Origin of the sequence: Citrobacter sp. MGH105, from assembly GCF_001037485.2 — a bacterium.
In the GTDB taxonomy this organism is placed as follows: Bacteria; Pseudomonadota; Gammaproteobacteria; order Enterobacterales; family Enterobacteriaceae; genus Citrobacter; species Citrobacter portucalensis.
In genome coordinates this window covers 3,925,716-3,949,117 of the sequence record NZ_CP073048.1, presented here as the reverse complement: position 1 = coordinate 3,949,117, position 23,402 = coordinate 3,925,716, and the positions used below count along the sequence as shown (strand labels likewise).

Sequence of the window (23,402 nt, the reverse complement as noted above, 5' to 3'; positions counted from 1 at the left end):
GCAGTCGTCATAACGATAAGAAGTTAGCAGGAGAGCACTATGTTTAAGTCTTTTTTCCCAAAGCCGGGGCCGTTCTTTATTTCGGCATTTATTTGGGCACTGGTCGCCGTTGTATTCTGGCAAGCAGGTGGGGGAGCCTGGGTTGCACATATTACCGGCGCGTCGGGAGACGTACCTATTAGCGCAGCGCGTTTTTGGTCGTTGGATTACCTGATTTTTTATGCGTACTACATTCTTTGTGTCGGGGTGTTCGCGCTGTTCTGGTTTCTCTACAGTCCACACCGCTGGCAGTACTGGTCTATTCTGGGCACATCGCTGATTATTTTTGTGACCTGGTTTCTGGTTGAAGTCGGCGTCGCCGTCAACGCCTGGTATGCGCCATTTTATGACCTGATTCAAACTGCGCTCAGCGCACCACACAAGGTGAAGATTGAGCAGTTCTATCATGAAGTGGGCATTTTTCTCGGTATTGCGCTGATAGCCGTAGTCATTGGCGTGATGAACAACTTCTTCGTCAGCCACTATGTGTTCCGCTGGCGTACCGCGATGAACGAACACTATATGGCGCATTGGCAGCATTTGCGTCACATCGAAGGTGCAGCACAGCGTGTACAGGAAGACACCATGCGTTTTGCTTCTACGCTGGAAGATATGGGCGTCAGCTTTATCAACGCGATTATGACGCTGATTGCCTTCCTGCCTGTACTGGTAACGCTCTCTGCCCATGTTCCTGACCTGCCGATTGTTGGACATGTGCCTTATGGCCTGGTGATTGCCGCGATTGTCTGGTCGCTGATGGGAACCGGTTTACTGGCCGTGGTCGGGATAAAACTTCCCGGGCTGGAGTTTAAAAACCAGCGCGTGGAAGCGGCCTATCGTAAAGAATTGGTCTATGGCGAAGATGATGGCAACCGTGCGACGCCACCGACGGTGCGTGAACTGTTCCATGCGGTACGGCAAAACTACTTCCGTCTCTATTTTCACTATATGTACTTCAATATTGCCCGTATTCTTTACCTGCAGGTTGATAACGTTTTCGGCTTGTTCCTGCTGTTTCCGTCGATTGTTGCCGGTACGATTACGCTCGGCCTGATGACGCAAATCACTAACGTGTTTGGCCAGGTGCGCGGCTCGTTCCAGTATCTGATTAACTCCTGGACAACGTTAGTAGAACTGATGTCTATTTATAAGCGTCTGCGCAGCTTTGAACGAGAGCTTGATGGTCAGGATATTCAGGAAGTTACCCATACGCTGAGTTAATAATAAGGAGATGTTATGTCGACGGTTTCCCGTCTTTACCCCTTGTCTGGTCTGGCAGCACTGGTGCTGGTGGGATGTAGTAGCCAACCTGCGCAGCCGCTAAAAAAGGGGGAGAAAGCCGTCGATGTGGCGAGCGTGGTGCGCCAGAAAATGCCCGCCAGCGTGAAAGACCGGGACGCGTGGGCGCAGGATTTGGCAAAGACCTTTGAAAGCCAGAAGCTGGCACCGACGGTTGAAAACATCTGTTCGGTGCTGGCGGTAGCGCAGCAGGAGTCAAACTTCCAGGCCGATCCGGCTGTTCCTGGTTTAAGCAAAATCGCCTGGAAAGAGATTGACCGTCGCGCAGAACGCATGCATATCCCGCTGTTTGTCGTGCATACCGCGCTAAAGATTAACTCGCCAACGGGGAAAAGCTACAGCGAGCGTCTGGATACGGTGAAGACGGAAAAACAGCTTAGCGCCATCTTTGATGATTTCATCAACATGGTGCCGATGGGGCAGACATTGTTTGGATCGCTTAATCCGGTACATACCGGTGGTCCAATGCAGGTCAGTATCGCGTTTGCTGAGCAGCACACCAGCGGGTATCCGTGGAAAATGGCGGGGACGGTACGTCAGGAAGTGTTTAGCCGCCGTGGTGGGTTGTGGTTCGGTACGTATCATCTGCTCAACTACCCGGCGAATTACAGTGCGCCAATCTTCCGCTTCGCCGATTTTAATGCCGGATGGTATGCGAGCCGCAATGCAGCTTTCCAGAATGCGGTCAGTAAAGCCAGCGGAGTGAAGCTGGCGATGGACGGGGATCTGATTCTCTATGGCAGCAGTGAGCCGGGCAAAACGGAGCTGGCGGTACGTAAACTGGCCGGGAAGCTAGGGATGAGCGAGAGTGAGATCCGCCGTCAACTGCAAAAAGGTGACAGCCTGGCCTTTGAAAAAACCGCATTGTACGAAAAGGTTTATAAGCTGGCGGAAGCGAAGACCGGGAAAACGTTACCCCGTGAAATGCTGCCGGGCATTCAACTGGAAAGCCCGAAGATCACGCGTAATCTGACTACTGCGTGGTTTGCTAAACGGGTGGACGATCGTCGGGCGAAGTGTATGAATCAGTCATCTTTATGATGACGGTGACGCCAGCGCATGACCGCCGCTATGACGCCAAGAATCAGGCTTCCGGCCAGGAAGGGGATCAGTCCAAAGAGGGTACCGACGCCTAAACCGATTTCAACCCGCGGGCGTCCTGTCTCCTGCATTTGCAGCTGCATCAGTTCTTCATAGATGCCGGGCGCGTGGGCCAACAGATTTAAAATCTGTGCACCCGCCCAGAAGCAAAACAGCACAAATACGGCATACGCAATGTTGCCGGGCAGGGAGGAGGGATCCCGATGCTTGCCCTTAAACAGGGATTTTGAGAGCGTAAAATCAGCCATAAAGACCTCCGGAAATAACCTGCTTTTTTTGACGTAATGCCTGGAACTGAGAGTGAGTCTGACAGGTGATCGGCAATGTCAATATCAGAATGATGGTAATTTCAGGTAGAGATTATTCCTGGATTTCGGTTTTTTGTTGGCGGTCACAATTATGTAACCTTAAGTTAAACTGAGTTACATTTAAGAAATTCCGCACAGGCCACAGACGCCCTCGGGGAAATGTGCGAGGATGCCTTACTGTGTTGTATTTCCACCGGAGCTGTTATGAACCTGCCTGTAAAAATCCGCCGAGATTGGCACTACTATGCTTTCGCTATTGGGCTTATCTTTATTCTGAATGGCGTGGTGGGGTTATTAGGTTTTGAAGCGCAGGGATGGCAAACTTATGCGGTGGGGCTGGTGACCTGGGTGATTAGCTTTTGGCTGGCCGGATTAATCATCCGCCGCCGCGTTGAAGATGATGAAGCAAAGGATGCCCAATAGCTCTATCAGGCATCCTGACGGGTTTACATACTGGTTTTCAGCGCGCTATCCGCAGCATGGCGTTCCAGCGCCAGTTCGATCAGGCGAGTGATCAAATCGGTATAGCCTAAACCGCTCGCTTGCCACAGTTTCGGATACATACTGATGTTGGTAAAGCCTGGCAGCGTGTTGATCTCATTGATCACAACGTCGTTTTCAGCAGTTAAGAAGACGTCCACGCGCGCCATGCCGGCACAGCCCAGAGTCTGGTAGGCCTGAATGGCGATTTCGCGGATCTTATCGTTAATCTCTGGTGCAATTGCTGCCGGAACGACAACTTTGGCACCGTTATCGTCAATGTATTTAGTGTCGTAAGCGTAAAAATCGCTGTTCAGCACGATCTCACCACAGGTACTGGCCTGCGGATGATCGTTGCCCAGTACCGCACATTCGATCTCGCGGCCTTTGATCCCTTGCTCCACAACGACTTTATGATCGAATTCAAATGCCAGCGCGACGGCCTGATCGTATTGGACTTCGCTGGTTACTTTACTGACGCCAACGGACGATCCCTGGTTGGCCGGTTTTACAAACAGCGGCAGACCCAGGCGGGATTCCACTTCGGCAAAGCTGATGCTGTTGCGATTCGCGCGAGTGAGCGTAATAAATGGCGCGATGTTTAACCCGGCATCACGCAGCAGACGTTTGGTCACGTCTTTATCCATACAGGCGGCAGAACCCAGCACATCAGAACCGACAAACGGCAGGTTCGCCACGCGCAGCATGCCCTGCAGAGAGCCATCTTCACCCAGAGTACCGTGTACGATCGGGAAAATAACATCGACCGTCGGCAGCGGTTGACCGTTTTGTGCATCGATCAACTGGTGCTCTTGTTTACCCGGTACCTGCGCCAGGCTGGTCTCAGAAGGTCGCAACGCAATATGCGCCGGATCGTCTGAATTGAGCAGATAGTTACTGGCATCGCTGACGTGCCATTGCCCTTGTTTATCAATACCTAACAGCACAACGTCAAAGCGAGTCTTGTCGATGGCATCGACAATATTTTTTGCCGATTGCAATGACACTTCATGTTCCGCTGATTTACCACCAAATACGATTCCTACCCGCAACTTTGCCATCTTAAAAACCCATTCCATGAATGCAAAACACATACATTACCACGACAAAACGCAGGTTTCCTCGGCTTCTGGCAGATTGTTTTGGCGAATGACAGGGGATTAGAAGGGGACAGACACGCAGATCGCGCGGGAAGCACAATCCCCTGTTTATATTATGGGTTTGATGTGAGCTATATCACAAATATGATGAGCGGGAAGATAAAATCCTAAACTGTGATTTATCGCACCTGTAGACCCTTATTCGGCTAAGTAATTTGTTAAGCTGCTCGCAGTTTTCAGCTACTTATCGTTATGAGTCCTTATGGAATCCTGGAGAGTTAACCTTATTTCCGTTTGGTTCGGATGCTTTTTTACCGGACTGGCGATTAGCCAAATCTTGCCTTTTTTACCACTCTATATCTCCCAACTGGGCGTGACCTCGCATGAAGCGCTATCAATGTGGTCCGGATTAACGTTCAGCGTCACCTTCCTGATTTCAGCCATTGTTTCTCCGATGTGGGGCAGTCTGGCCGATCGCAAAGGACGCAAGCTGATGCTGCTGCGGGCCTCACTGGGGATGGCCATTGCGATTTTGCTACAGGCATTTGCCACTAACGTCTGGCAGCTTTTTCTGCTGCGCGGGGTGATGGGGTTAACCTCCGGCTATATTCCTAATGCGATGGCGCTGGTTGCGTCACAGGTTCCACGCGAGCGCAGCGGCTGGGCGCTGAGTACGCTCTCTACGGCGCAAATTAGCGGCGTCATTGGCGGACCGCTGATGGGAGGCTTTATCGCCGATCATGTTGGCTTACGGGCGGTATTCTGTATTACCGCCGCCTTACTGGTGGTGAGTTTTCTGGTCACACTGTTCTTGATCAAAGAGGGCGTTCGCCCGACGATTAAAAAAAGCGAACGTCTGAGTGGGAAGGCCGTGTTTGCCTCGCTTTCGCATCCGGCGTTGGTGATCAGCTTATTTTTTACCACCATGGTGATTCAACTGTGTAACGGCTCAATTGGGCCTATTCTGGCGCTATTTATTAAATCAATGGTCCCGGACAGTTCGAATATTGCTTTTCTCAGTGGGCTGATTGCCTCAGTACCGGGCATTTCTGCTCTGATTTCCGCGCCTCGACTTGGTAAATTAGGCGACCGTATTGGTACTGAGCGGATTTTAATGGCGACGTTAATCTTCGCGGTGGTGCTGTTTTTCGCCATGTCGTGGGTCACCACGCCGTTGCAGTTGGGAATTTTACGTTTTCTGCTCGGCTTTGCTGATGGTGCGATGTTGCCGGCGGTGCAGACGCTGCTGGTGAAATACTCCAGCGACCAGATAACCGGACGCATCTTTGGCTATAACCAGTCATTTATGTACCTTGGCAACGTCGCCGGGCCATTGATGGGTGCAACGGTATCGGCAATGGCGGGATTTCGTTGGGTGTTCATTGCTACAGCAAGCATTGTGCTTATCAATATCTGGCAACTGGCTATCGCGTTGCGACGTCGGCGCGAGGTTCGTTGAGTTCCTGATTAACAACGCTGCCTGTCAGCGTTGTTAATTCATAAGTGTGTATTATATATTTGTGTGATTATTACTTTTCTTACCTTTTTATATTGAATCATTCTGCATCCAGACGCATTTACCCTTATTTTGTGTTGTGATTGTTTTCTCAAATCTTTTTATTCCTTATAAAAATACAACTTTCATCCTCTAGGCAGTCGTGAGCCTTAATGATAACGTGGCCCATATTTTGTTAAGGGAATAGGCAAATGAAAAACCTCGTCACTGAGTTGTTAATTAAGCTCGCGCAAAAAGAAGAAGAATCGCAAGATCTGGCGGCACAGGTCGAAACGTTAGAGCGGGTAATCATCGAAATGCTGCGCAATATGGCGTGGAACGATCGGCAAATATTTATTCGTCAAATTGAGGGGGCGCTGGCTGGCGGAAACCGCATGCCCGCGTTTCTGACGAACATACATAATGCTGGCGAGTGCGTACCAAAAGCGTTGTGATCCATCTGTGTTGGGGTAACCACAAATTATCATAAAAGTGTCACATCAAATACTTATAGTCGCTTTGTTTTAATTTTACCGTATTTATACATGGAGAATATAAAGTGAAACAAAGCGCTCTGGCTATTGCCCTGTTACCTTTGCTGTTTACCCCGGTTATTAATGCAGAAACATCTACTGTAGCGGTTATGGATAATCGTGCTGCTCAGGGAGATATCACCACGCCGGGTGGCGCTCGCCGATTGTCTGCCGATCAAACGGCAGCTCTGCGCGAATCCCTGAACGATAAACCGGCCAAAAATATAATTTTACTGATTGGCGATGGGATGGGCGATTCCGAAATAACGGCAGCGCGAAATTATGCTGAAGGCGCGGGCGGCTTTTTTAAAGGTATTGATGCTTTACCGTTGACCGGACAATACACACATTATGCGTTGGATAAGAAAACGGGCAAGCCCGATTATGTGACAGATTCAGCAGCATCTGCGACAGCATGGACAACCGGCGTGAAGACCTATAACGGGGCGCTGGGTGTGGATATTCATGAAAAAGATCACACCACGATTCTGGAAATGGCCAAAGCGGCAGGTCTGGCGACAGGCAACGTTTCCACGGCTGAATTACAGGATGCCACGCCGGCCGCACTGGTTGCCCATGTCACTTCGCGTAAATGCTATGGCCCGAGCGTGACGGCTGAAAAATGCCCGACGAACGCGCTGGAAAAAGGCGGTAAAGGGTCAATTACCGAACAATTATTGAATGCTCGTGCGGATGTTACGTTAGGCGGCGGGGCAAAGACTTTTACTGAAACCGCTACGGCAGGTGAGTGGCAGGGTAAAACGCTGCGAGAACAAGCCCAGGCCCGTGGTTACCAGATGGTGAGTGATGCCGCGACGCTGGCGGCTGTTAGCGAAGCGAATCAGGATAAACCGCTGTTGGGTCTGTTCTCAGACGGTAATATGCCAGTGCGTTGGGAAGGGCCGAAAGCGTCTTATCACGGCAACCTGGATAAGCCGGTAGTGACCTGTACGCCAAATCCAAAACGTAACGACAGCGTGCCAACGCTGGCGCAGATGACGGATAAAGCGATTGAACTGTTAAGCAAAAATGAGAAAGGTTTCTTCCTGCAAGTAGAAGGCGCGTCAATCGACAAACAAGATCATGCCGCTAACCCGTGTGGACAAATTGGTGAAACGGTCGATCTGGATGAAGCAGTGCAGCGTGCACTTGCCTTTGCGAAGAAAGATGGCAACACCCTGGTTGTGGTAACCGCTGACCACGCGCATGCCAGCCAGATCGTCGCACCGGATACCAAAGCGCCAGGTTTGACGCAGGCGCTGAACACTAAAGATGGCGCGGTGATGGTCATTAGCTATGGCAACTCTGAAGAAGAGTCCCAGGAGCACACCGGCAGCCAACTGCGTATTGCAGCCTATGGCCCTCATGCGGCGAATGTGGTTGGCCTGACCGATCAAACCGATCTGTTTTACACCATGAAAGCGGCGTTAGGACTGAAATAAGCTGATACCCGGCGGCAATACTTTTGCCGTCGGGTGGTTTTTTTATCGTTAGCAGCCAAACTTACCTGTGTGTCGTCGTTCAGAAAAGGATGGTGCTATGAAAATTACATTATTAATGACGTTACTTTTTGGTCTGATTTTTTTAACTACCGTCGGTGCTGCCGAGAAGACGTTAACCCCGCAACAACAGCGTATGACCACCTGCAATCAGCAGGCCACGGCGCAGACCTTAAAAGGGGATGCGCGTAAGACCTATATAAGTGATTGCCTGAAAAACAGTAAATCTGCGCCTGAGGAAAAGAGCCTGACGCCGCAGCAGCAGAAAATGCGTGAATGCAACGTCAAGGCGACGGAGCAGTCTCTGAAAGGCGATGATCGTAATAAGTTTATGAGCGCTTGCCTGAAAAAATCTGCTTAGCACTTCCGGGTGAGCAGGTAAAATCGCTCACCCGAAATATCATACTTCCGCCACCAGACCCCTTCCTATAATTTGGGAAATTTGTTTCAGAATATTCCCAAATACGATGAATGATGAAAACTTTTATCAAAAGAAGGTCGTCCCGAATGAAGCATTTATATTGCTTCATCAAAATGACCACCAACGTTCCGGTCTGCGATTTGCCCGACGAATCAGGCTGCCGCGAGCGGTTGGACTGGGGGGAATGTTTTTCCCTATCGCGTCGGTATTAGTTTCTCAGCCAATAACCGGAGGCTGGTGGCTTTTGCTGGTGGGATGGGCGTTTGTCTGGCCGCATCTGGCATGGCAATTGGCAAGTAAAGCTATCGATCCACTGCATAGCGAATATACCAACTTAAAAGCCGATGCCATCCTCGCCGGGATGTGGATGGGGATTATGGGGATAAACTTGCTGCCATCCACGGCGCTGTTGATGATTATCTGTATCAACCTGATGGGCGCAGGGGGTATGCGTGTCTTCATCGCAGGCGCCGTGTTGATGGTGGTTTCCTGCCTGGTGACGTTACAGTTAACGGATATTCCCGTGGCTTTTAGCAGTACGCAACTGAGTGTGCTGCTGTCGCTGCCGGTGTTAGTGGTTTACCCGTTGCTATTTGCCTGGGTGAGTTACCAGACGCTCATCAGGCTGGCAGAACATAAACGTCGCTTACAGGTTATGAGTACGCGAGATGGGATGACCGGGGTTTATAACCGACGTCATTGGGAACTGTTGCTGCGGAATGAATTTGATAATTGCCGCCGCCATCAGCGTGATGCCACGCTCCTTATCATCGATATCGACCATTTTAAGAGTATCAATGATACCTGGGGCCATGACGTCGGGGATCAGGCCATTGTTGCACTGACCCGCCAGTTACAGATGACCTTACGCGGTAGCGATGTGATTGGTCGCTTTGGCGGTGATGAGTTTGCGGTAATCATGTGTGGCACGTCAGCGAGCAGCGCGATTGCAGCGATGTCTCGTGTTCACGAACGGCTTACCCAACTGCGTTTATCTTGCGCGCCGCAGGTTGACCTACGCATTAGCGTGGGCGTTGCGCCGCTGACGTCTGAAACTGAACACTATCGAGAATGGTTAAAATCAGCAGATATGGCTCTCTACAAAGCAAAGAATTCCGGACGTAACCGCACTGAAGCGGCGGCCTGACGTCCGGCGGTGTTAACTCAGGAGCGGCTGAGTTTTTCCGACTGCTCCATGCACTTAATCATCGCTTCAATCACCGATGAACGGAAACCGCGTTCTTCCAGGACGCGTACCGCCTCAATGGTGGTTCCACCCGGCGAGCACACCATATCCTTCAATTCGCCAGGATGTTTACCCGTTTCCAGAACCATCTTCGCCGAACCCATTACCGCTTGTGCTGCAAATTTATAAGCCTGTGCGCGGGGCATCCCCCCCTGAACGGCGGCATCAGCCATCGCTTCGATAAACATAAATACATAGGCCGGTGCTGAACCGCTGACGCCAACGACCGGATGAATCATTGCCTCCGCAATGACTTCTGCTTCACCAAAGCAGCGGAAGATATTCAGCACGTCGGCTGTTTCTTCCGGTGTGACTAAGGCGTTCGGCGTGACGGAGGTCATTCCGGCGTTCACCAGCGACGGCGTGTTTGGCATCGCGCGAATGATTTTACGGTCGTGACCCAGGGCACGGGCCAGCTGATCGAGAGTGACGCCTGCGGCAATCGAGACGACCAGGGAATCTTTGTTCAGGCTGGAGGTAATTTCACTCAGCACCTTAATCATGATGCCTGGTTTTACGGCCCCAAAAACAATATCAGCGATTTGCGCGACTTCTTGTGCAGACTGCGCCGCATTAATGCCGTACTGGTCGTGTAGCGCGGCGACCTTATCGGGGGAAGGGGTGTAGACCCAGATTTGTCCGGGGAGAACCTGGCCGCTGGCGATCATGCCGCCAAGAATGGCTTTGCCCATATTACCGCAGCCGATAAAACCAATTTTCTTGTCCATCTTGTCACTCCCTATGGATGATATTCATTGTTTTATACCCGTCATACTTCAAGTTGCATGTGCGTTGGCTGCAACCCGAATTATTTAGGGTAAATCTGGGAAAGCTAAGCTTAGCGCGGAATGAATATGTTCAGAAGGAGAAACAGCACTTTGCCTGAAAGTAAAAGCACGCGACAATGTGCGACAGCACACCAGTGGGGAGAAGCTATGACAATATGGGTGGATGCCGATGCGTGTCCGAATGTGATTAAAGACATTTTGTACCGCGCCGCTGAGCGCATGCAAATGCCGCTTGTTTTGGTGGCCAACCAAAGCCTGCGCGTCCCGCCTTCGCGTTTCATCAGCACATTACGTGTGCCTGCGGGCTTTGACGTGGCTGATAACGAGATTGTGCGTCAGTGCAGCGCCGGTGATTTAGTGATAACGGCAGATATTCCGCTGGCGGCTGAAGTGATTGAAAAAGGTGCGGCGGCGCTTAACCCGCGCGGCGAACGTTATACCGAAGCGACGATCCGTGAGCGTCTGATGATGCGTGATTTTATGGATACACTGCGTGCCAGCGGTATCCAGACCGGGGGGCCGGACAGCCTTTCGCCCCGCGACAGACAGCATTTTGCGGCTGAACTGGATAAGTGGTGGCTGGAAGTTCAGCGTAGAAAATAGAATGTGTAATTTATTATTTACACTTTATTCATTGTGAATTCTTGTTATAGTAGGGGTTAACTCATCTTGCCATTCTTTCTGTAATCTTTTCTTTACAGTTTTGGCGATGTACTAGTTTGATGATATGATTATATTTTTAACCGCATCAGATCCCGCTTGTTGGCGGCTCTCTGGGGAAATTCTGTGATGACGCAACCTCTTTTTCTTGTTGGCCCCCGGGGGTGTGGTAAGACGACAACCGGTATGGCGCTGGCAAAGGCTATTGATTTCCAGTTCGTTGATACCGATCGCTGGTTGCAATCGCACGTGCAAATGACCGTGGCGGAAATCGTCGAAAGAGAAGGATGGGAAGGGTTTCGTGCCCAGGAAACGACCGCTCTGCAGGCTGTTACAGCTCCTGCCACGGTTGTTGCGACCGGCGGCGGTATCATTCTTACCGAATTTAATCGTCATTACATGCGCAGCCACGGCGTGGTTATCTATCTAAGCGCACCGGTATCGGTACTGGTTGATCGTCTGGAGGCCACGCCTGAAGAAGGATTGCGACCGACTCTAACCGGCAAACCGTTGACCGAAGAGGTTCAGGAAGTGCTCGCCCAGCGCGATGTTTTGTATCGCGAGGCTGCGCACTATATCGTTGATGCCACCAATCCGCCTTCGCAGGTAGTGGAAGACATTCTTGGGATACTGGCGCAGGCAGCGCCACGGTTGCAGGGCGGTGTCTATACTTAATGTTCATCCAGTGAAAAGGAAGAATTATGCCGACACAACCACCTTACCCACGTCAAGCGACCATTGTTACGGTTGAAAAAGGGACGCCAGGCCAGACGGTAACCTGGTATCAACTTCGTGCCGATCACCCTAAACCGAATTCGTTGATCAGTGAGCATCCTTCAGCTCAGGAAGCGATGGATGCTAAAAAACGCTACGAAGACCCCGATAAAACCTGATATGAAGACCGCTCTGGCACGAGTCTTAAAAGTGCCAGTCCGGGCGCGCATCACATTTTTTTAAATTTCGCCGTATACAGTAAAAATTGAAAATTAAACAATAACAATCCAGTACTGGAATGATCTGGAATCTTTACACAATACACCGCCGATCTACTGCTACGCTTTTGAGCATTTGTAGCACAGGTCAGCGCCCGGCTCTTATCCGGGATTTCACAGCAAAGTAAGAAGACGGTGGAGCAACAAATGAGTACGTCGTTGGCTATCCTCACGATTGGCGTTGTGCCGATGTGTGAGATGTTACCGCTCCTGACGGAATATATTGATGAACAGCACATTACTCACCACAGTCTGCTGGGGCAGATGCAGCGAGAAGATGTGATGGCCGAGTACGGGGCTTCACCCGGTGACGAGCTGTTATTAACGCTGCTTAGCGACCACCAACTTGCTCATGTCTCACGCCAGAAAGTGGAACGCTCGCTGCAAAGCATTGTGGAGGTTCTCGATAATCAGGGATTTGATGTGATCCTGCTGATGAGTACCGCCTCAATCACCCGTCTGACCGCCCGCAATAGTATCTTGTTGGAACCCATACGCATTATTCCCCCGTTAGTGGCTTCAATTGTCGAAGGGCATCAGGTTGGGGTCATTGTACCTGTTGCTGAATTGCTCAAAGCCCAGACACAAAAGTGGCAGGTGTTACAAACTCCGCCAGTGTACGCCGTGGCGAATCCAGTAGAAGGTTCTGAACAACAGCTGATTGATGCCGGGAAATATCTCCTTGAGCAAGGTGCTGATGTTCTTATGCTGGACTGCCTGGGGTTTCATCAACGTCATCGTGATTTACTGCAAAAGTCGCTGGATGTCCCGGTTCTGCTGTCCAATGTGTTGATTGCTCGACTGGCTTCGGAATTGCTGGCGTAATTTTGCGTGACAGGTGGAACATCAGCCCCCTATATTGGTTCCTAACTTAATCACGAGATAGGGCCAGTTGTATGCTTCAAAGTAATGAATACTTTTCCGGCAAAGTAAAATCGATCGGTTTTACCAGCAGCAGTACTGGCCGCGCCAGTGTAGGTGTGATGGCTGAAGGTGAATATACCTTTGGTACTGCGGCGCCTGAAGAGATGACGGTAGTAAGTGGCGCACTGAACGTGCTGCTGCCAGGGGAAACAGAGTGGAAAGTGTATGCCGCAGGAGACGTGTTTAACGTACCGGGCAACAGCGAGTTTCATCTGCAGGTAGCAGAGCCAACATCCTATCTTTGCCGTTACCTGTAAGCGTAAAAATGACGAATGGCGATATTGAGTCGCCATTCGCTAAACACGGCTTAACGTTGCGCTTCGCCGCCTAATCCTTCCACCAGACTTTTAATCAGCGCCGCCAGTTCACCTGTCATCAGGATGAAATCGGCATCAAAACGCTGAGCATAATCTTCGCGGTCGATATCTTCGTTCTGATCGCGCAGCTCGTCGCTAAACTTCAGACGCTTAATGGAGCCGTCGTCACACATAACGAACTGAATGCGCTGCTGCCAGTCGAGGGCCAGCTTAGTAACCAGTTTGCCCGCTTCGATATGCACGGCGATTTCGTCGCAGACCAGATCCTGCTTTTTCGCGCGGATCACACCGCCGTCTTCAAGGATCGCTTTCAGTTCAGCTTCATCCAGCAGTTGGAAGCCCTGCGCCGTGGTGCCGGAGCGAACCCATTCGGTCAGCGTCAGCTCAATAGGGTTTTCCATCGTCAGCGGAACGACCGGCAGCGAACCGAGACTCTTACGCAGCAGCGCCAGCGTATCTTCGGCTTTTTTCGCGCTCGCACAATCAACCATGATCAGATCGTTGACGGTATCGATCCACATCATTGTCTGGCTGAAGCGGCTAAAGGCGCGCGGCAGCAATGAGTGCAGAACTTCATCTTTCAGCGAGTCTTTTTCGGTCTTCTTAAGTTTGCGACCTTGCTCAGCTTCCAGTTTGAATATTTTGGCTTCCAGCGCCTGTTTGATAACCGGCGACGGCAGAATTTTTTCTTCTTTGCGGGCGCAGATAATAATTTGGCCATTGGCGGTATGCGTTAATGCATCGCTGTGCGATCCCATCGGCGGAACCCAGCCCATTTTTGCCATATCCTGGCTACCGCAAGGGGTGAACGTCATTGATGCCAGCTGTTTTTCCATCTCTTCGGCACGCAAAGAAACATCGCGGCTAAGACGGTAAACCATTAAATTTTTGAACCACAGCATGATAATTTCCACGGCCTTGTCGTTAAATCCAGCGGGCATGATAGCGAATTGTCGCTATGCTTGCATTGTTAATCGGGAAGAGGAGCAAACAGTGCGTATAGGTATCGATTTGGGCGGTACGAAAACGGAAGTTATTGCGCTTGGCGAGGCGGGCGAACAGCTTTTTCGCCATCGCCTGCCCACGCCGCGTGATGATTATCGGCAAACGATAGAAACCATCGCCACGCTGGTGGAGATGGCGGAAAACGCCACCGGGCAGACGGGAACCGTGGGAATGGGCATTCCAGGTTCAATCTCGCCTTACACCGGGGTGGTAAAGAATGCCAACTCGACCTGGCTTAACGGACAACCTTTTGACAAAGACCTGAGTTCGCGTCTGAATCGTGAAGTGCGGTTGGCAAATGATGCCAACTGTCTGGCGGTTTCAGAAGCGGTGGATGGTGCGGCGGCCGGGGCGCAAACCGTGTTTGCGGTGATTATCGGCACCGGATGTGGCGCAGGCGTGGCACTGAATGGTCGGGCGCACACGGGTGGTAACGGTACCGCGGGCGAGTGGGGGCATAATCCGCTGCCATGGATGGACGAAGATGAGCTGCTGTTCCGACAGGAAGTCCCCTGTTATTGCGGTAAACAAGGCTGCATTGAAACCTTCATTTCCGGGACCGGCTTTGCCACCGACTACCAGCGTCTGAGCGGTAAGCAGCTCAAAGGCAATGAAATTATCAGCCTTGTTACTGCGCAGGATGCTCTTGCGGAGCAAGCGTTGAGCCGCTATGAGCGTCGTCTGGCGAAATCATTGGCACATGTGGTGAATATTCTCGATCCGGACGTCATTGTGCTGGGTGGCGGAATGAGCAATGTCGACCGACTGTATCAAAACGTTCCGGCGTTGATTAAGCAGTTTGTCTTTGGTGGCGAGTGCGAAACACCTCTACGCAAGGCGCTACACGGGGATTCCAGCGGTGTACGCGGTGCGGCCTGGCTGTGGCCGCAGGAGTAAGGTTCGCGTAGCCGGGTAGCGCAGATGCTATCCGGCAGCGTGTGTCATCTGGGGGACTGCGCGCTTCAGGCGACCGTACAGCAGCAGTGACGACATCGCAGAAAACGACAGCAGTGCCGCCGGCAGCGTCACGTAGTTGTAGGCAAAGCCCAGCGTCAGCATCATGCCACCGCAGTAAGCGCCAATCGCGCTACCGAGATTAAAGGCAATTTGCCCGCCAGCCGCACCCAGCAGCTCCCCTCCTTTCGCATTTTGCAGCAGCAAAATTTGCAGCGGTGCCGACAGGGCAAACAGGCCCGCGCAGCAAATAAAGGCGAAGGTCAGCGACGCGGCTTTGATCCCGCCAAAGGCAAAGAGCAACAGCAGAGCCAGCACAATCACGAAGTCGGTTATCACCGCAATGCGCAGCGGCGTATAGCGACCAGACAGCCGACCGCTCAGCAGATTTCCCAACACCATTCCTAATCCTACCAGCATCATGATGAAGGTCATCAGCGCTTCGGAAAAGCCGGAGATGAACATCATGTATGGTTTGACGTAGCTGAACCAGGCGAAAACCCCGGCGTTACCAAACATGGTGGCGGAGAAAATGAGCCACGGGGCGGGGCTTTTCAAAAAGTGAAATTGTTCGCGCAGGTTTCCTTTTGCTTCATCGCTGATGTTGGGTACCCAAAAAGCGACCGAGACCATCACGGCGATATTAAAGACGGCAATCAGCAGGAACGTATAGCGCCAGCTAAATTCCTGACTCAGCCAGGTGCCGACGGGAATGCCAACCAGATTGGCAACGGTCATCCCCGAAATCATGCCCGCGACAGCGGCGGTGACTTTTCCCGGGCGGGCGAGCTTCGACAGGATAATTGCGCCAACGCCAAAAAACGCGCCGTGCGGGAAGCCTGAAACCAGCCTGCCCACCGCCAGCATAAAATACGAGGAGGAGAGGGTGAAAATGGCGTTGCCAATCACACACAGTGTGACCAGAAACAGCAGAATATGCTTGAGCGAAAAGCGGCTGGAAAAGAGTGCAATAATGGGCGCGCCAAGCACCACGCCAAAGGCGTAAAACGAAATCATATGGCCAGCGGCAGGAATGGAAATTCCCACGTCCCGCGCCAATTCGGTGAGAACGCCCATGATGCCAAACTCGGCCATGCCCAGCCCAAATGTTCCCAGCGCTAAAGAGAAAATGACTTTTTTCATACCACCTGCCAACAAGAAAGACGCAGGATGTGCGTCATAGCGGCGAACGTTCGCCGCCAATAGCGATAGCTTGCGGATAAGCGAAGTGGAATGCCATTTCATATCCGTCCCTGAGTATGCATTATTGTGCTACATAGCGTGCCGGATAGCGATGACGCTTATCCGGCCTGTGACACCACATCCGCTGGCCGATTACTCCACCGCAAACATTTTGTCGAGTTTGCTGTAGCCCAGACCGTTGATTTTTTTCACCTTGATCTGCACCGGAATGCGTTCTTTCATTGCTTCGACGTGGCTGATCACGCCAATGGTTTTACCGCTAGCGTTGAGCGCATCCAGCGCGTCCAGAGCGGTATCCAGCGTTTCGCTGTCCAGCGTGCCGAAGCCTTCGTCGAGGAACAGGGAGTCAATTCGTGTTTTGTGGCTGACCAGATCGGACAATGCCAGCGCCAGCGCCAGACTCACCAGGAAGCTCTCGCCGCCGGAGAGCGTACGCGTGTCACGCACCGCATCGGCTTGCCAGGTATCGACCACCTCCAGCTCCAGCGCTTCGCTGGCCTTGCGCTGCAACAGATAGCGACCGTGTAGACGGGTTAACTGGTTGTTGGCAAGCCAGACCAGGTTATCCAGCGTCAGTCCCTGGGCAAATTTGCGGAACTTATCTCCCTCTTTCGAGCCGATCAGCGCATTCAGATAGCCCCAGTCTTCGACCTGTTGCGCGACGTTATCAATCTCCTGCATCAGCGCCTGCTGTTGCTGGCGGTTTTCAGCATCCTGCCTGAGTTGCTGGCGAATTTCTCCCTGACGAGTGGTGTTATCCCGCAGCAGTTGGGTGAGCTGCGCCAGCGTGTCGCGAAGATGTTGTGCCGTGAGCGTGAGATCCACCCCGGTTGGTTGCTGCTGTTGATGAGTCGCCAGCGCCTGCTGGGCCTGATTAAGCAGCGTTTGTGCCTGTTGTTGCTGGACTTCCAGCGATTGTTTCAACTGCTCAAGACGGTTGAAGGTCTCTTCATCCAGCAGGGCGGCGATAAAGGCGTCACGATTGTCAAAGATGCTGGCCTGCAATGCGGCATCAAATTGTGCCTGAATTTCTGCGGCGTGCTGAACGTCCTGTGCTTCTTGCTGCTGCAAGGTTTGCCACTGTCCCTGTAAAGAGAGGCAATCGTCGTGCACCTGCCGCCAGTTTTCCAGCGACAGATCCTCAATGTTTTCAGAAAGCACCTCAGATTCTGGCAGCGTTTCCAGCAGCGGCGCAAGCTGGGCAATCCGGGCCTGTAACTCAGTCAGTTCATTCTGGCGCTGTTGCCACATTTGCGCTTCGTTCGCCCGTTCGCTTAACCATGAGGAGACTTCATCCTCGGGCGGAAGGGCCAGGCCATGACGGTCCAGCTCTGAGGTTAACGTCGCCTGGCGCTGGTCAATATGCTGTTGGAGTTGAGTAATCTGTTCGGTATGCGCGGCGATTTGCGCCTGCAGGGTATGACGCAAGCTTAACTGGTGAAGCTGTTGTTCGTACTCTTCCTGAGCGGCCAGCCACGGGGCAATGTCATCCTGCGGTTGTAGCGATACGTTGAGGCTGGCGGTAACGGTCAGCCACTCTTGAGTAAGTGCTTGCTCCTCCTGAGAAAGCCTCTGTGCTTCATGTTCATCGCGCTGAAGTTGCTGCGTTATCGCCTCAAGCTGCCCGCGCAGGGTTGAGCCCTCATCGGCCAGCGTTTTGACCTCTTTTTCCAGCGCTTCACGTCGTGCCTGATTTACGCTCAGCTCAAGCGTCTGGTAACGCTCGATAGCCGGATGTGTAGTAGAGCCACAAAGCGGACAAGGTTTGCCGGATTCCAGTAATGCCCGATGGCTTTCCAGATCTTTGATGCGGGCTTCCTGCTCGCAAATGAGTCTCACATCGGTAAGCTGCTGGTTTTTATCTTTATAGCGCTGGCGTTTCTCGGCGAGTACCGCGTTGCGCTGGGTCAGTTCTTGCTGACGTTGTACAAGCGTAGCGCGTAACTGTGCCAGCTGCTTTTGCTTCGGGGCGATTTGCCCGTGCAGATTACTGAGCCGCTGGCGTAGCGGACGAAGCTGCACATGTTGCGCCAGCGCTTCTGTCACTTCCTGCGGCGAAAGGGTCAGTGCAGGAAGCGCCAGTGCATCGAGCTTACGTGTGTCATTCTCCCGCAGCTGCTGCCACTGGAGTAGCTGGGTGCTGGCGTCGGACTGTTGCGCCAGCAGCGCTTTCCAGCCAGCCAGTTCGCTACTCCATAAGCGGAAGCGGTCATGCTCGTTCAGCCAGTCGGTTAACGTCTGTTGTTCGGCCAGCATAGTGGCTGACTGCGTGTGCGCCTGCTGACGGATGCGTCCGCGCAGCGCTAAGCTGCTTTGTAAGCGAGCATTCACTTCCTGAATCTTCTGGCGCGTACGCTCGATAGTAGCCGTTTGTTCCTGGATTCGCTCCCAGTGAGGGCGCAATGCTCTGGCCGGTTGCGCCAGGCTCAGCGCTGCCAGCTGTGGCTGCGCGTCTTCTTGCGCCCGAAGTGCTGCCTGTAATGCCTGCTGGTGGCGGTTTATGTCCGTCTGAAGCTCATTTTGCCGAATAAGCCAGTTGAGATGCTGTTGCTGAGTTTGTTGGCTGGTAAGGTATTGTTTTTCTTCGTCAGTAAGTACCTGCAAACTTTCCGTCAGGGACTGCACCTGCTCTGGTGCTAACAGCGCCACGCCACTGGCCTTGGCCTGCAGTTTTTCCAGCTCCGTACGCGCTGACTTGTGCTTTTCAAACACCATGGCGGAGATTTGGCCGTAGATCTCAGTACCAGTTAACTCTTCCAGAAGCTCGGCGCGCTCTTTCGGTTTGGCATTAAGAAAGGCGGCAAACTGGCCCTGAGACAGCAGCATCGAACGGGTAAAACGCCCGTAATCCAGCCCGGTAAGCTCGGCGGTCATCTCCAGCTTGTCTTTGACTTTATCGGCGAGGATTTTACCGTCCGCGCAGCGGGCCAGCTCTACGCGTGGGACCTGCAGATTGCCCTCAGGTTGGTTGCGTGCCCGGTTCTGGCTCCAGAATGCGCGGTAGGCTTCGCCGCGCACCTCAAACTCGACCTCGGCCAGACACTCCGCGGTGTCGCGGGTCATCAGGTCGTTTTGCGACTGTGACACTGTATTCAGGCGCGGCGTTTCGTGGTACAGGGCGAGGCAAATCGCGTCCAGCAGGGTGGTTTTCCCCGCGCCCGTTGGCCCGGTGATGGCGAACAACCCGTTGCTGGCAAAAGGTTCTGCTGTGAAATCGACTTTCCATTCTCCCTTCAGGGAGTTGAGGTTCTTCAGGCGCAGGCTGAGAATTTTCATGCCTCACTCTCCCCGGCAAGCGTGTGTAAGGTTGCGCTAAACAGCTGATTCAACCGCTTGCGCTGAGGCTCCTCGAGCTCTTCCAGCGCCAGGCGGCGGTCAAAAACTTCCGTTACGCTTAGCTCGCTTAACGTTTCGCGTCGTTCATTGGCCATAATACGTTCACGTTGTTCTCGACTGCGGCGCACCAATAACACCTCGACCGGTAAATCTTCGGTTAAGGCCTGGATCTTACGTTGCATGTCATGCAGATAGTCGTCGGTGGTGATTTCAATATCCAGCCATATCGGCGGCTCTTGTGGCACGTTACGCCACTGCTCAAGCTGGGCGGTAATGGCGGCTAAATCGCCTTTCAGTACCGCAAGCGGCTGGGTGACCGGTACTGTGAGATTTTCAACGGCGCTGAGTCTCCCCGCTTCGAAACTCACCAGATGTACACATTTGCTTTTGCCGCACTCGTCAAAACTGAGGGCAATCGGTGAACCGCAGTAGCGAATATGGTCCGTCCCGCCAATAACCTGCGCCCGGTGAATATGCCCCAGTGCGATGTAGTCTGCGGGTGGAAAGTTTTGCGCCGGAAAGGCGTCCAGCGTACCGATATAAATGTCACGTACGGCGTCACTTTTACTGGCGCCAACGGTGGTCAAATGCCCGGTAGCAATGATGGGCAGGTTTCGATCGCCACGCAGCGTGCAGGCGTCCTGATACTGCTGCTGGTAATAGTTGGTGATCGCCCCCAGCAGATGCTGCTGTTTTTCTTGTCCGGTTAGCCCGGCCTGGCTGGTAATGATGTCACGTGGTCGTAAGAAAGGAACCGGACACAGGATTGCTCCCGGCGTGCCATCACGTTGCGGCAGCACCTGCGGTGCATGGCCGGCGCTGGCAACGACCGTGGTGTTGAGAAACGCCAGAATATCGCGGGATTCATTGAGCGTGGCGACGGAATCGTGGTTGCCTGCCAGCACGACCAGATGACAACCGGTTTGCTGCAGATTGACGACAAAACGGTTATACAGCTCACGGGCGTAGCTTGGCGGTGAGCCGGTATCGAAAATATCGCCCGCCACAATAATGGCATCCACCTGCTGGGATTGTGCCGTCTCCAGCAGCCAGTCGAGAAAGGCCTGATGTTCAGCGGCGCGGCTCTTGCTGTAGAAATTTTGGCCCAGATGCCAGTCAGACGTGTGAAGGATGCGCATAAGAGTTCCATGACGATAAAACAGTGGCGGGGATTATAACCTTTCAAGGACGGTAATATCTTGTCTCCGGGCTGTCATAATTCGTCTGGCTGCGTTAAACCTGGACTATCTTTTCATAAATCTGTCATAAAACTGACGCATAATGGCACCGTATTGATGGCAAACGATTTAATTATAAACAGGGCAAATCATGGCGAGACGTATTCTGGTCGTAGAAGATGAAGCTCCAATTCGTGAAATGGTCTGCTTCGTGCTCGAGCAAAACGGTTTTCAACCCGTAGAAGCCGAAGACTATGACAGTGCTGTGAACCAACTCAATGAACCCTGGCCGGATCTCGTCCTGCTTGACTGGATGCTTCCCGGCGGCTCGGGTCTACAGTTTATTAAGCATCTCAAGCGCGAAGCCATGACGCGGGACATCCCCGTGATGATGCTGACGGCGAGGGGAGAAGAGGAAGATCGCGTCCGGGGTCTGGAAACCGGTGCGGATGATTATATTACCAAGCCGTTTTCTCCCAAGGAGCTGGTGGCGCGTATTAAAGCTGTGCTGCGTCGTATTTCCCCCATGGCGGTGGAAGAGGTTATTGAGATGCAGGGGCTGAGTCTTGATCCCACTTCGCATCGCGTGATGACCGGCGAAGAACCGCTGGATATGGGGCCGACCGAATTCAAACTGTTGCACTTCTTTATGACTCACCCCGAGCGCGTCTACAGCCGTGAACAACTCCTCAATCATGTCTGGGGAACCAATGTCTACGTAGAAGACCGGACAGTGGATGTGCATATCCGCCGCTTACGTAAAGCGCTGGAGCACAGCGGACACGATCGTATGGTGCAAACAGTTCGCGGGACGGGATATCGTTTTTCGACCCGCTTTTGACTGACAAGAATCAGGGCCTGATGGATTAGGCCGTTTATGGAGTAAGACGTTTGCTAGAACGATTGTCATGGAAAAGGTTGGTACTGGAGCTGATCCTGTGCTGCATACCGGCATTTATCCTTAGCGCTTTTTTCGGTTACCTGCCCTGGTTTTTACTGGCGTCGGTAACGGGCCTGCTTATCTGGCATTTCTGGAATTTATTACGTTTATCCTGGTGGTTATGGGTCGACAGAAGTATGACGCCGCCACCGGGGCGAGGCAGTTGGGAGCCGTTGTTATATGGGCTGCATCAAATGCAGCTTCGCAACAAAAAGCGCCGTCGAGAACTGGGTAACCTGATTAAACGTTTTCGCAGCGGGGCGGAATCACTACCCGACGCGGTGGTGTTGACCACCGAAGAAGGCGGTATCTTCTGGTGTAACGGACTGGCTCAGCAGGTTCTGGGACTGCGTTGGCCGGACGATAGCGGGCAAAATATTCTTAACCTGCTGCGCTACCCGGAATTCACACAATATCTGAAAACGCGCGATTTTAGCCGGCCAATCAATCTGGTGCTCAATACCGGACGGCATCTGGAAATTCGCGTGATGCCCTATACCGATAAGCAATTGTTGATGGTGGCGCGCGACGTTACCCAGATGCACCAACTGGAAGGTTCACGGCGTAACTTTTTCGCCAACGCCAGCCATGAGTTGCGCACACCGCTGACGGTGTTGCAAGGCTACCTGGAAATGATGCAGGAGCACCCGCTGGAAGGGACAACGCGCGAAAAAGCACTGCATACCATGCGTGAGCAAACGTACCGTATGGAAGGCCTGGTGAAGCAGCTGCTGACGCTGTCAAAAATTGAAGCTGCGCCGACGTTGCAGCTGAATGAGAAAGTCGATGTGCCCATGATGCTGCGCGTGATCGAGCACGAAGCGCAAACCCTGAGCCAGCATAAACATACCTTTACCTTTGATGTCGATAACAGCCTGAACGTGCGAGGCAACGAGGAGCAGTTGCGTAGTGCTATCTCGAATCTCGTGTACAACGCGGTGAACCACACACCAGCGGGAACGCATATTACCGTACGCTGGCAGCATGTGGCGTCGGGGGCGGAGTTTTGCGTGGAAGACAACGGTCCGGGCATTGCCCCCGAGCATATTCCACGTTTGACCGAACGTTTTTATCGTGTGGATAAGGCGAGATCGCGACAAACGGGCGGTAGCGGGCTGGGTCTGGCTATCGTGAAACATGCGCTGCATCATCACGACAGCCGTTTGAACATCGAAAGCGAACCAGGCAAAGGGACGCGATTTAGTTTCATGATCCCGGAACGTTTCATTGCCAAAAGTAACGGCTAAGACGTATTCGTAAGATAATCTTTCCAAAAGCCAGCGCAAGCTGGTTTTTTTTATGTGGTCAATAGATGCCTCCTGAATTTCACGACGTTTGATTGTTTTTTGTTCGAACTATTACCCATACCTTTTTCCATGAAATGGTGTTTTGTGCTAACCCTATTTTTCATATCGCTATATTGTTCTGGTTTTTGGATCCCACCTTGCTTTAAAACGTTATAAGCGTTTAAATTGCGCTCCAGGTGCTGTCATACCGACTGCATTTACGCGGTAAATCGAAAAACTATTCTTCGCCGCGCCAGGTCGGGAGTGTTTCCCGCTGGAATTGAGCAAAAATGCCGCT

General features: G+C 52.4%; 23 protein-coding genes. 16 read left to right on the top strand and 7 right to left on the bottom strand.

What is annotated here, in order from left to right; all coding sequences use genetic code 11:
- The first annotated feature begins 39 nt into the window (after nt 1-39).
- Together sbmA and SK35_RS19100 are read left to right on the top strand one after the other, a co-directional pair.
- A complete protein-coding gene (gene sbmA, locus SK35_RS19105) occupies nt 40-1,260 on the top strand; it encodes a peptide antibiotic transporter SbmA (RefSeq protein WP_003021430.1) in 1,221 nt (406 codons plus the stop codon).
- A gap of 15 nt (nt 1,261-1,275) precedes the next feature.
- On the top strand, nt 1,276-2,379 hold the full coding sequence (locus tag SK35_RS19100; protein ID WP_048214809.1) for a DUF1615 domain-containing protein: 1,104 nt from the start codon (nt 1,276-1,278) through the stop codon (nt 2,377-2,379).
- Here the strand turns inward: SK35_RS19100 and SK35_RS19095 are convergent.
- Nucleotides 2,364-2,687, bottom strand: a complete 324-nt coding sequence (locus tag SK35_RS19095) for a DUF2755 family protein (protein WP_032942507.1) — start codon at nt 2,685-2,687, stop codon at nt 2,364-2,366. The two genes, SK35_RS19100 and SK35_RS19095, sit on opposite strands and share 16 nt — an antisense overlap.
- Before the next feature lie 264 nt (nt 2,688-2,951).
- Between SK35_RS19095 and SK35_RS19090 the strand changes: the two genes are divergently transcribed.
- Entirely contained in the window at nt 2,952-3,170 is a 219-nt protein-coding gene (locus SK35_RS19090; RefSeq protein ID WP_003830949.1) for a DUF2754 domain-containing protein, read from the top strand.
- 23 nt (nt 3,171-3,193) lie between these two features.
- On the opposite strand, the gene ddlA is transcribed toward SK35_RS19090, so the two are convergent.
- Nucleotides 3,194-4,288: a D-alanine--D-alanine ligase gene (gene ddlA / locus SK35_RS19085; RefSeq protein WP_048216351.1), complete on the bottom strand. Its 1,095-nt coding sequence runs from the start codon at nt 4,286-4,288 to the stop codon at nt 3,194-3,196.
- 301 nt (nt 4,289-4,589) lie between these two features.
- Here ddlA and SK35_RS19080 point away from each other — a divergent pair, with 301 nt between their 5' ends.
- The 5 genes from SK35_RS19080 to adrA all read left to right on the top strand — a co-directional run bounded on the left by SK35_RS19080 (nt 4,590) and on the right by adrA (nt 9,422).
- A complete protein-coding gene (locus tag SK35_RS19080; protein WP_008783902.1) occupies nt 4,590-5,786 on the top strand; it encodes a multidrug efflux MFS transporter in 1,197 nt (398 codons plus the stop codon).
- Between the two features lie 248 nt (nt 5,787-6,034).
- Nucleotides 6,035-6,277, top strand: a complete 243-nt coding sequence (locus SK35_RS19075; protein ID WP_048214808.1) for a sigma-S stabilization anti-adapter protein IraP — start codon at nt 6,035-6,037, stop codon at nt 6,275-6,277.
- 104 nt (nt 6,278-6,381) lie between these two features.
- The gene (gene phoA / locus SK35_RS19070; protein ID WP_008783904.1) at nt 6,382-7,797 is read left to right on the top strand and encodes an alkaline phosphatase; all 1,416 of its coding nucleotides are present in this window, start codon (nt 6,382-6,384) and stop codon (nt 7,795-7,797) included.
- A gap of 97 nt (nt 7,798-7,894) precedes the next feature.
- Nucleotides 7,895-8,215, top strand: coding sequence for a phosphate starvation-inducible protein PsiF (gene psiF, locus SK35_RS19065; RefSeq protein ID WP_048214807.1), 321 nt, complete (start codon nt 7,895-7,897; stop codon nt 8,213-8,215).
- Nucleotides 8,216-8,306: 91 nt separating this feature from the next.
- Nucleotides 8,307-9,422 carry a diguanylate cyclase AdrA gene (gene adrA / locus SK35_RS19060; protein WP_095533161.1) on the top strand — a complete coding sequence of 372 codons (1,116 nt, stop codon included), beginning with the start codon at nt 8,307-8,309 and terminating at the stop codon, nt 9,420-9,422.
- Between the two features lie 17 nt (nt 9,423-9,439).
- Here the strand turns inward: adrA and proC are convergent, their stop codons facing one another.
- Nucleotides 9,440-10,249: a pyrroline-5-carboxylate reductase gene (gene proC / locus SK35_RS19055; RefSeq protein ID WP_008783907.1), complete on the bottom strand. Its 810-nt coding sequence runs from the start codon at nt 10,247-10,249 to the stop codon at nt 9,440-9,442.
- A 207-nt stretch (nt 10,250-10,456) separates the two neighbouring features.
- On the opposite strand from proC, the gene SK35_RS19050 reads away from it, so the two are divergent.
- The 5 genes from SK35_RS19050 to ppnP all read left to right on the top strand — a co-directional run bounded on the left by SK35_RS19050 (nt 10,457) and on the right by ppnP (nt 13,142).
- Nucleotides 10,457-10,912 (top strand): YaiI/YqxD family protein, encoded by a 456-nt coding sequence (locus SK35_RS19050; protein WP_048214806.1) that lies wholly within the window; start codon nt 10,457-10,459, stop codon nt 10,910-10,912.
- A gap of 186 nt (nt 10,913-11,098) precedes the next feature.
- Nucleotides 11,099-11,644 carry a shikimate kinase AroL gene (gene aroL, locus SK35_RS19045; protein WP_008783910.1) on the top strand — a complete coding sequence of 182 codons (546 nt, stop codon included), beginning with the start codon at nt 11,099-11,101 and terminating at the stop codon, nt 11,642-11,644.
- A gap of 26 nt (nt 11,645-11,670) precedes the next feature.
- Nucleotides 11,671-11,862, top strand: coding sequence for a protein YaiA (gene yaiA / locus SK35_RS19040; protein ID WP_003021472.1), 192 nt, complete (start codon nt 11,671-11,673; stop codon nt 11,860-11,862).
- A gap of 246 nt (nt 11,863-12,108) precedes the next feature.
- Complete coding sequence (locus SK35_RS19035) at nt 12,109-12,786, top strand: AroM family protein (RefSeq protein WP_003830963.1); 678 nt, start codon at nt 12,109-12,111, stop codon at nt 12,784-12,786.
- Nucleotides 12,787-12,857: 71 nt separating this feature from the next.
- Nucleotides 12,858-13,142 carry a pyrimidine/purine nucleoside phosphorylase gene (gene ppnP / locus SK35_RS19030; RefSeq protein WP_003021477.1) on the top strand — a complete coding sequence of 95 codons (285 nt, stop codon included), beginning with the start codon at nt 12,858-12,860 and terminating at the stop codon, nt 13,140-13,142.
- A 50-nt stretch (nt 13,143-13,192) separates the two neighbouring features.
- On the opposite strand, the gene rdgC is transcribed toward ppnP, so the two are convergent.
- Entirely contained in the window at nt 13,193-14,104 is a 912-nt protein-coding gene (gene rdgC, locus SK35_RS19025; RefSeq protein WP_003021479.1) for a recombination-associated protein RdgC, read from the bottom strand.
- Nucleotides 14,105-14,195: 91 nt separating this feature from the next.
- Here rdgC and mak point away from each other — a divergent pair, with 91 nt between their 5' ends.
- Nucleotides 14,196-15,104: a fructokinase gene (gene mak / locus SK35_RS19020; protein ID WP_048214805.1), complete on the top strand. Its 909-nt coding sequence runs from the start codon at nt 14,196-14,198 to the stop codon at nt 15,102-15,104.
- A 27-nt stretch (nt 15,105-15,131) separates the two neighbouring features.
- Here the strand turns inward: mak and araJ are convergent, their stop codons facing one another.
- The 3 genes from araJ to sbcD all read right to left on the bottom strand — a co-directional run bounded on the left by araJ (nt 15,132) and on the right by sbcD (nt 20,839).
- The gene (araJ, locus tag SK35_RS19015; RefSeq protein WP_048216350.1) at nt 15,132-16,304 is read right to left on the bottom strand and encodes an MFS transporter AraJ; all 1,173 of its coding nucleotides are present in this window, start codon (nt 16,302-16,304) and stop codon (nt 15,132-15,134) included.
- Nucleotides 16,305-16,496: 192 nt separating this feature from the next.
- Complete coding sequence (sbcC, locus tag SK35_RS19010) at nt 16,497-19,640, bottom strand: exonuclease subunit SbcC (protein WP_048214804.1); 3,144 nt, start codon at nt 19,638-19,640, stop codon at nt 16,497-16,499.
- Complete coding sequence (sbcD, locus tag SK35_RS19005) at nt 19,637-20,839, bottom strand: exonuclease subunit SbcD (protein WP_048214803.1); 1,203 nt, start codon at nt 20,837-20,839, stop codon at nt 19,637-19,639. Before sbcD ends, sbcC begins: the two co-directional genes overlap by 4 nt.
- 190 nt (nt 20,840-21,029) lie before the next feature.
- On the opposite strand from sbcD, the gene phoB reads away from it, so the two are divergent.
- Together phoB and phoR are read left to right on the top strand one after the other, a co-directional pair.
- Nucleotides 21,030-21,719, top strand: coding sequence for a phosphate response regulator transcription factor PhoB (gene phoB / locus SK35_RS19000; protein ID WP_003830970.1), 690 nt, complete (start codon nt 21,030-21,032; stop codon nt 21,717-21,719).
- A gap of 50 nt (nt 21,720-21,769) precedes the next feature.
- The gene (gene phoR, locus SK35_RS18995; RefSeq protein WP_003830971.1) at nt 21,770-23,065 is read left to right on the top strand and encodes a phosphate regulon sensor histidine kinase PhoR; all 1,296 of its coding nucleotides are present in this window, start codon (nt 21,770-21,772) and stop codon (nt 23,063-23,065) included.
- Nucleotides 23,066-23,402: the final 337 nt, after the last annotated feature.

Bases quoted from the DNA above. Each gene is read 5' to 3' on its own strand.
- sbmA (WP_003021430.1), top strand. From the start codon at position 40: ATGTTTAAGTCTTTTTTCCCAAAGCCGGGGCCGTTCTTTATTTCGGCA.
- SK35_RS19100 (WP_048214809.1), top strand. From the start codon at position 1,276: ATGTCGACGGTTTCCCGTCTTTACCCCTTGTCTGGTCTGGCAGCACTG.
- SK35_RS19095 (WP_032942507.1), bottom strand. From the start codon at position 2,687: ATGGCTGATTTTACGCTCTCAAAATCCCTGTTTAAGGGCAAGCATCGG.
- SK35_RS19090 (WP_003830949.1), top strand. From the start codon at position 2,952: ATGAACCTGCCTGTAAAAATCCGCCGAGATTGGCACTACTATGCTTTC.
- ddlA (WP_048216351.1), bottom strand. From the start codon at position 4,288: ATGGCAAAGTTGCGGGTAGGAATCGTATTTGGTGGTAAATCAGCGGAA.
- SK35_RS19080 (WP_008783902.1), top strand. From the start codon at position 4,590: ATGGAATCCTGGAGAGTTAACCTTATTTCCGTTTGGTTCGGATGCTTT.
- SK35_RS19075 (WP_048214808.1), top strand. From the start codon at position 6,035: ATGAAAAACCTCGTCACTGAGTTGTTAATTAAGCTCGCGCAAAAAGAA.
- psiF (WP_048214807.1), top strand. From the start codon at position 7,895: ATGAAAATTACATTATTAATGACGTTACTTTTTGGTCTGATTTTTTTA.
- proC (WP_008783907.1), bottom strand. From the start codon at position 10,249: ATGGACAAGAAAATTGGTTTTATCGGCTGCGGTAATATGGGCAAAGCC.
- SK35_RS19050 (WP_048214806.1), top strand. From the start codon at position 10,457: ATGACAATATGGGTGGATGCCGATGCGTGTCCGAATGTGATTAAAGAC.
- aroL (WP_008783910.1), top strand. From the start codon at position 11,099: ATGACGCAACCTCTTTTTCTTGTTGGCCCCCGGGGGTGTGGTAAGACG.
- yaiA (WP_003021472.1), top strand. From the start codon at position 11,671: ATGCCGACACAACCACCTTACCCACGTCAAGCGACCATTGTTACGGTT.
- SK35_RS19035 (WP_003830963.1), top strand. From the start codon at position 12,109: ATGAGTACGTCGTTGGCTATCCTCACGATTGGCGTTGTGCCGATGTGT.
- ppnP (WP_003021477.1), top strand. From the start codon at position 12,858: ATGCTTCAAAGTAATGAATACTTTTCCGGCAAAGTAAAATCGATCGGT.
- rdgC (WP_003021479.1), bottom strand. From the start codon at position 14,104: ATGCTGTGGTTCAAAAATTTAATGGTTTACCGTCTTAGCCGCGATGTT.
- araJ (WP_048216350.1), bottom strand. From the start codon at position 16,304: ATGAAAAAAGTCATTTTCTCTTTAGCGCTGGGAACATTTGGGCTGGGC.
- sbcC (WP_048214804.1), bottom strand. From the start codon at position 19,640: ATGAAAATTCTCAGCCTGCGCCTGAAGAACCTCAACTCCCTGAAGGGA.
- sbcD (WP_048214803.1), bottom strand. From the start codon at position 20,839: ATGCGCATCCTTCACACGTCTGACTGGCATCTGGGCCAAAATTTCTAC.
- phoB (WP_003830970.1), top strand. From the start codon at position 21,030: ATGGCGAGACGTATTCTGGTCGTAGAAGATGAAGCTCCAATTCGTGAA.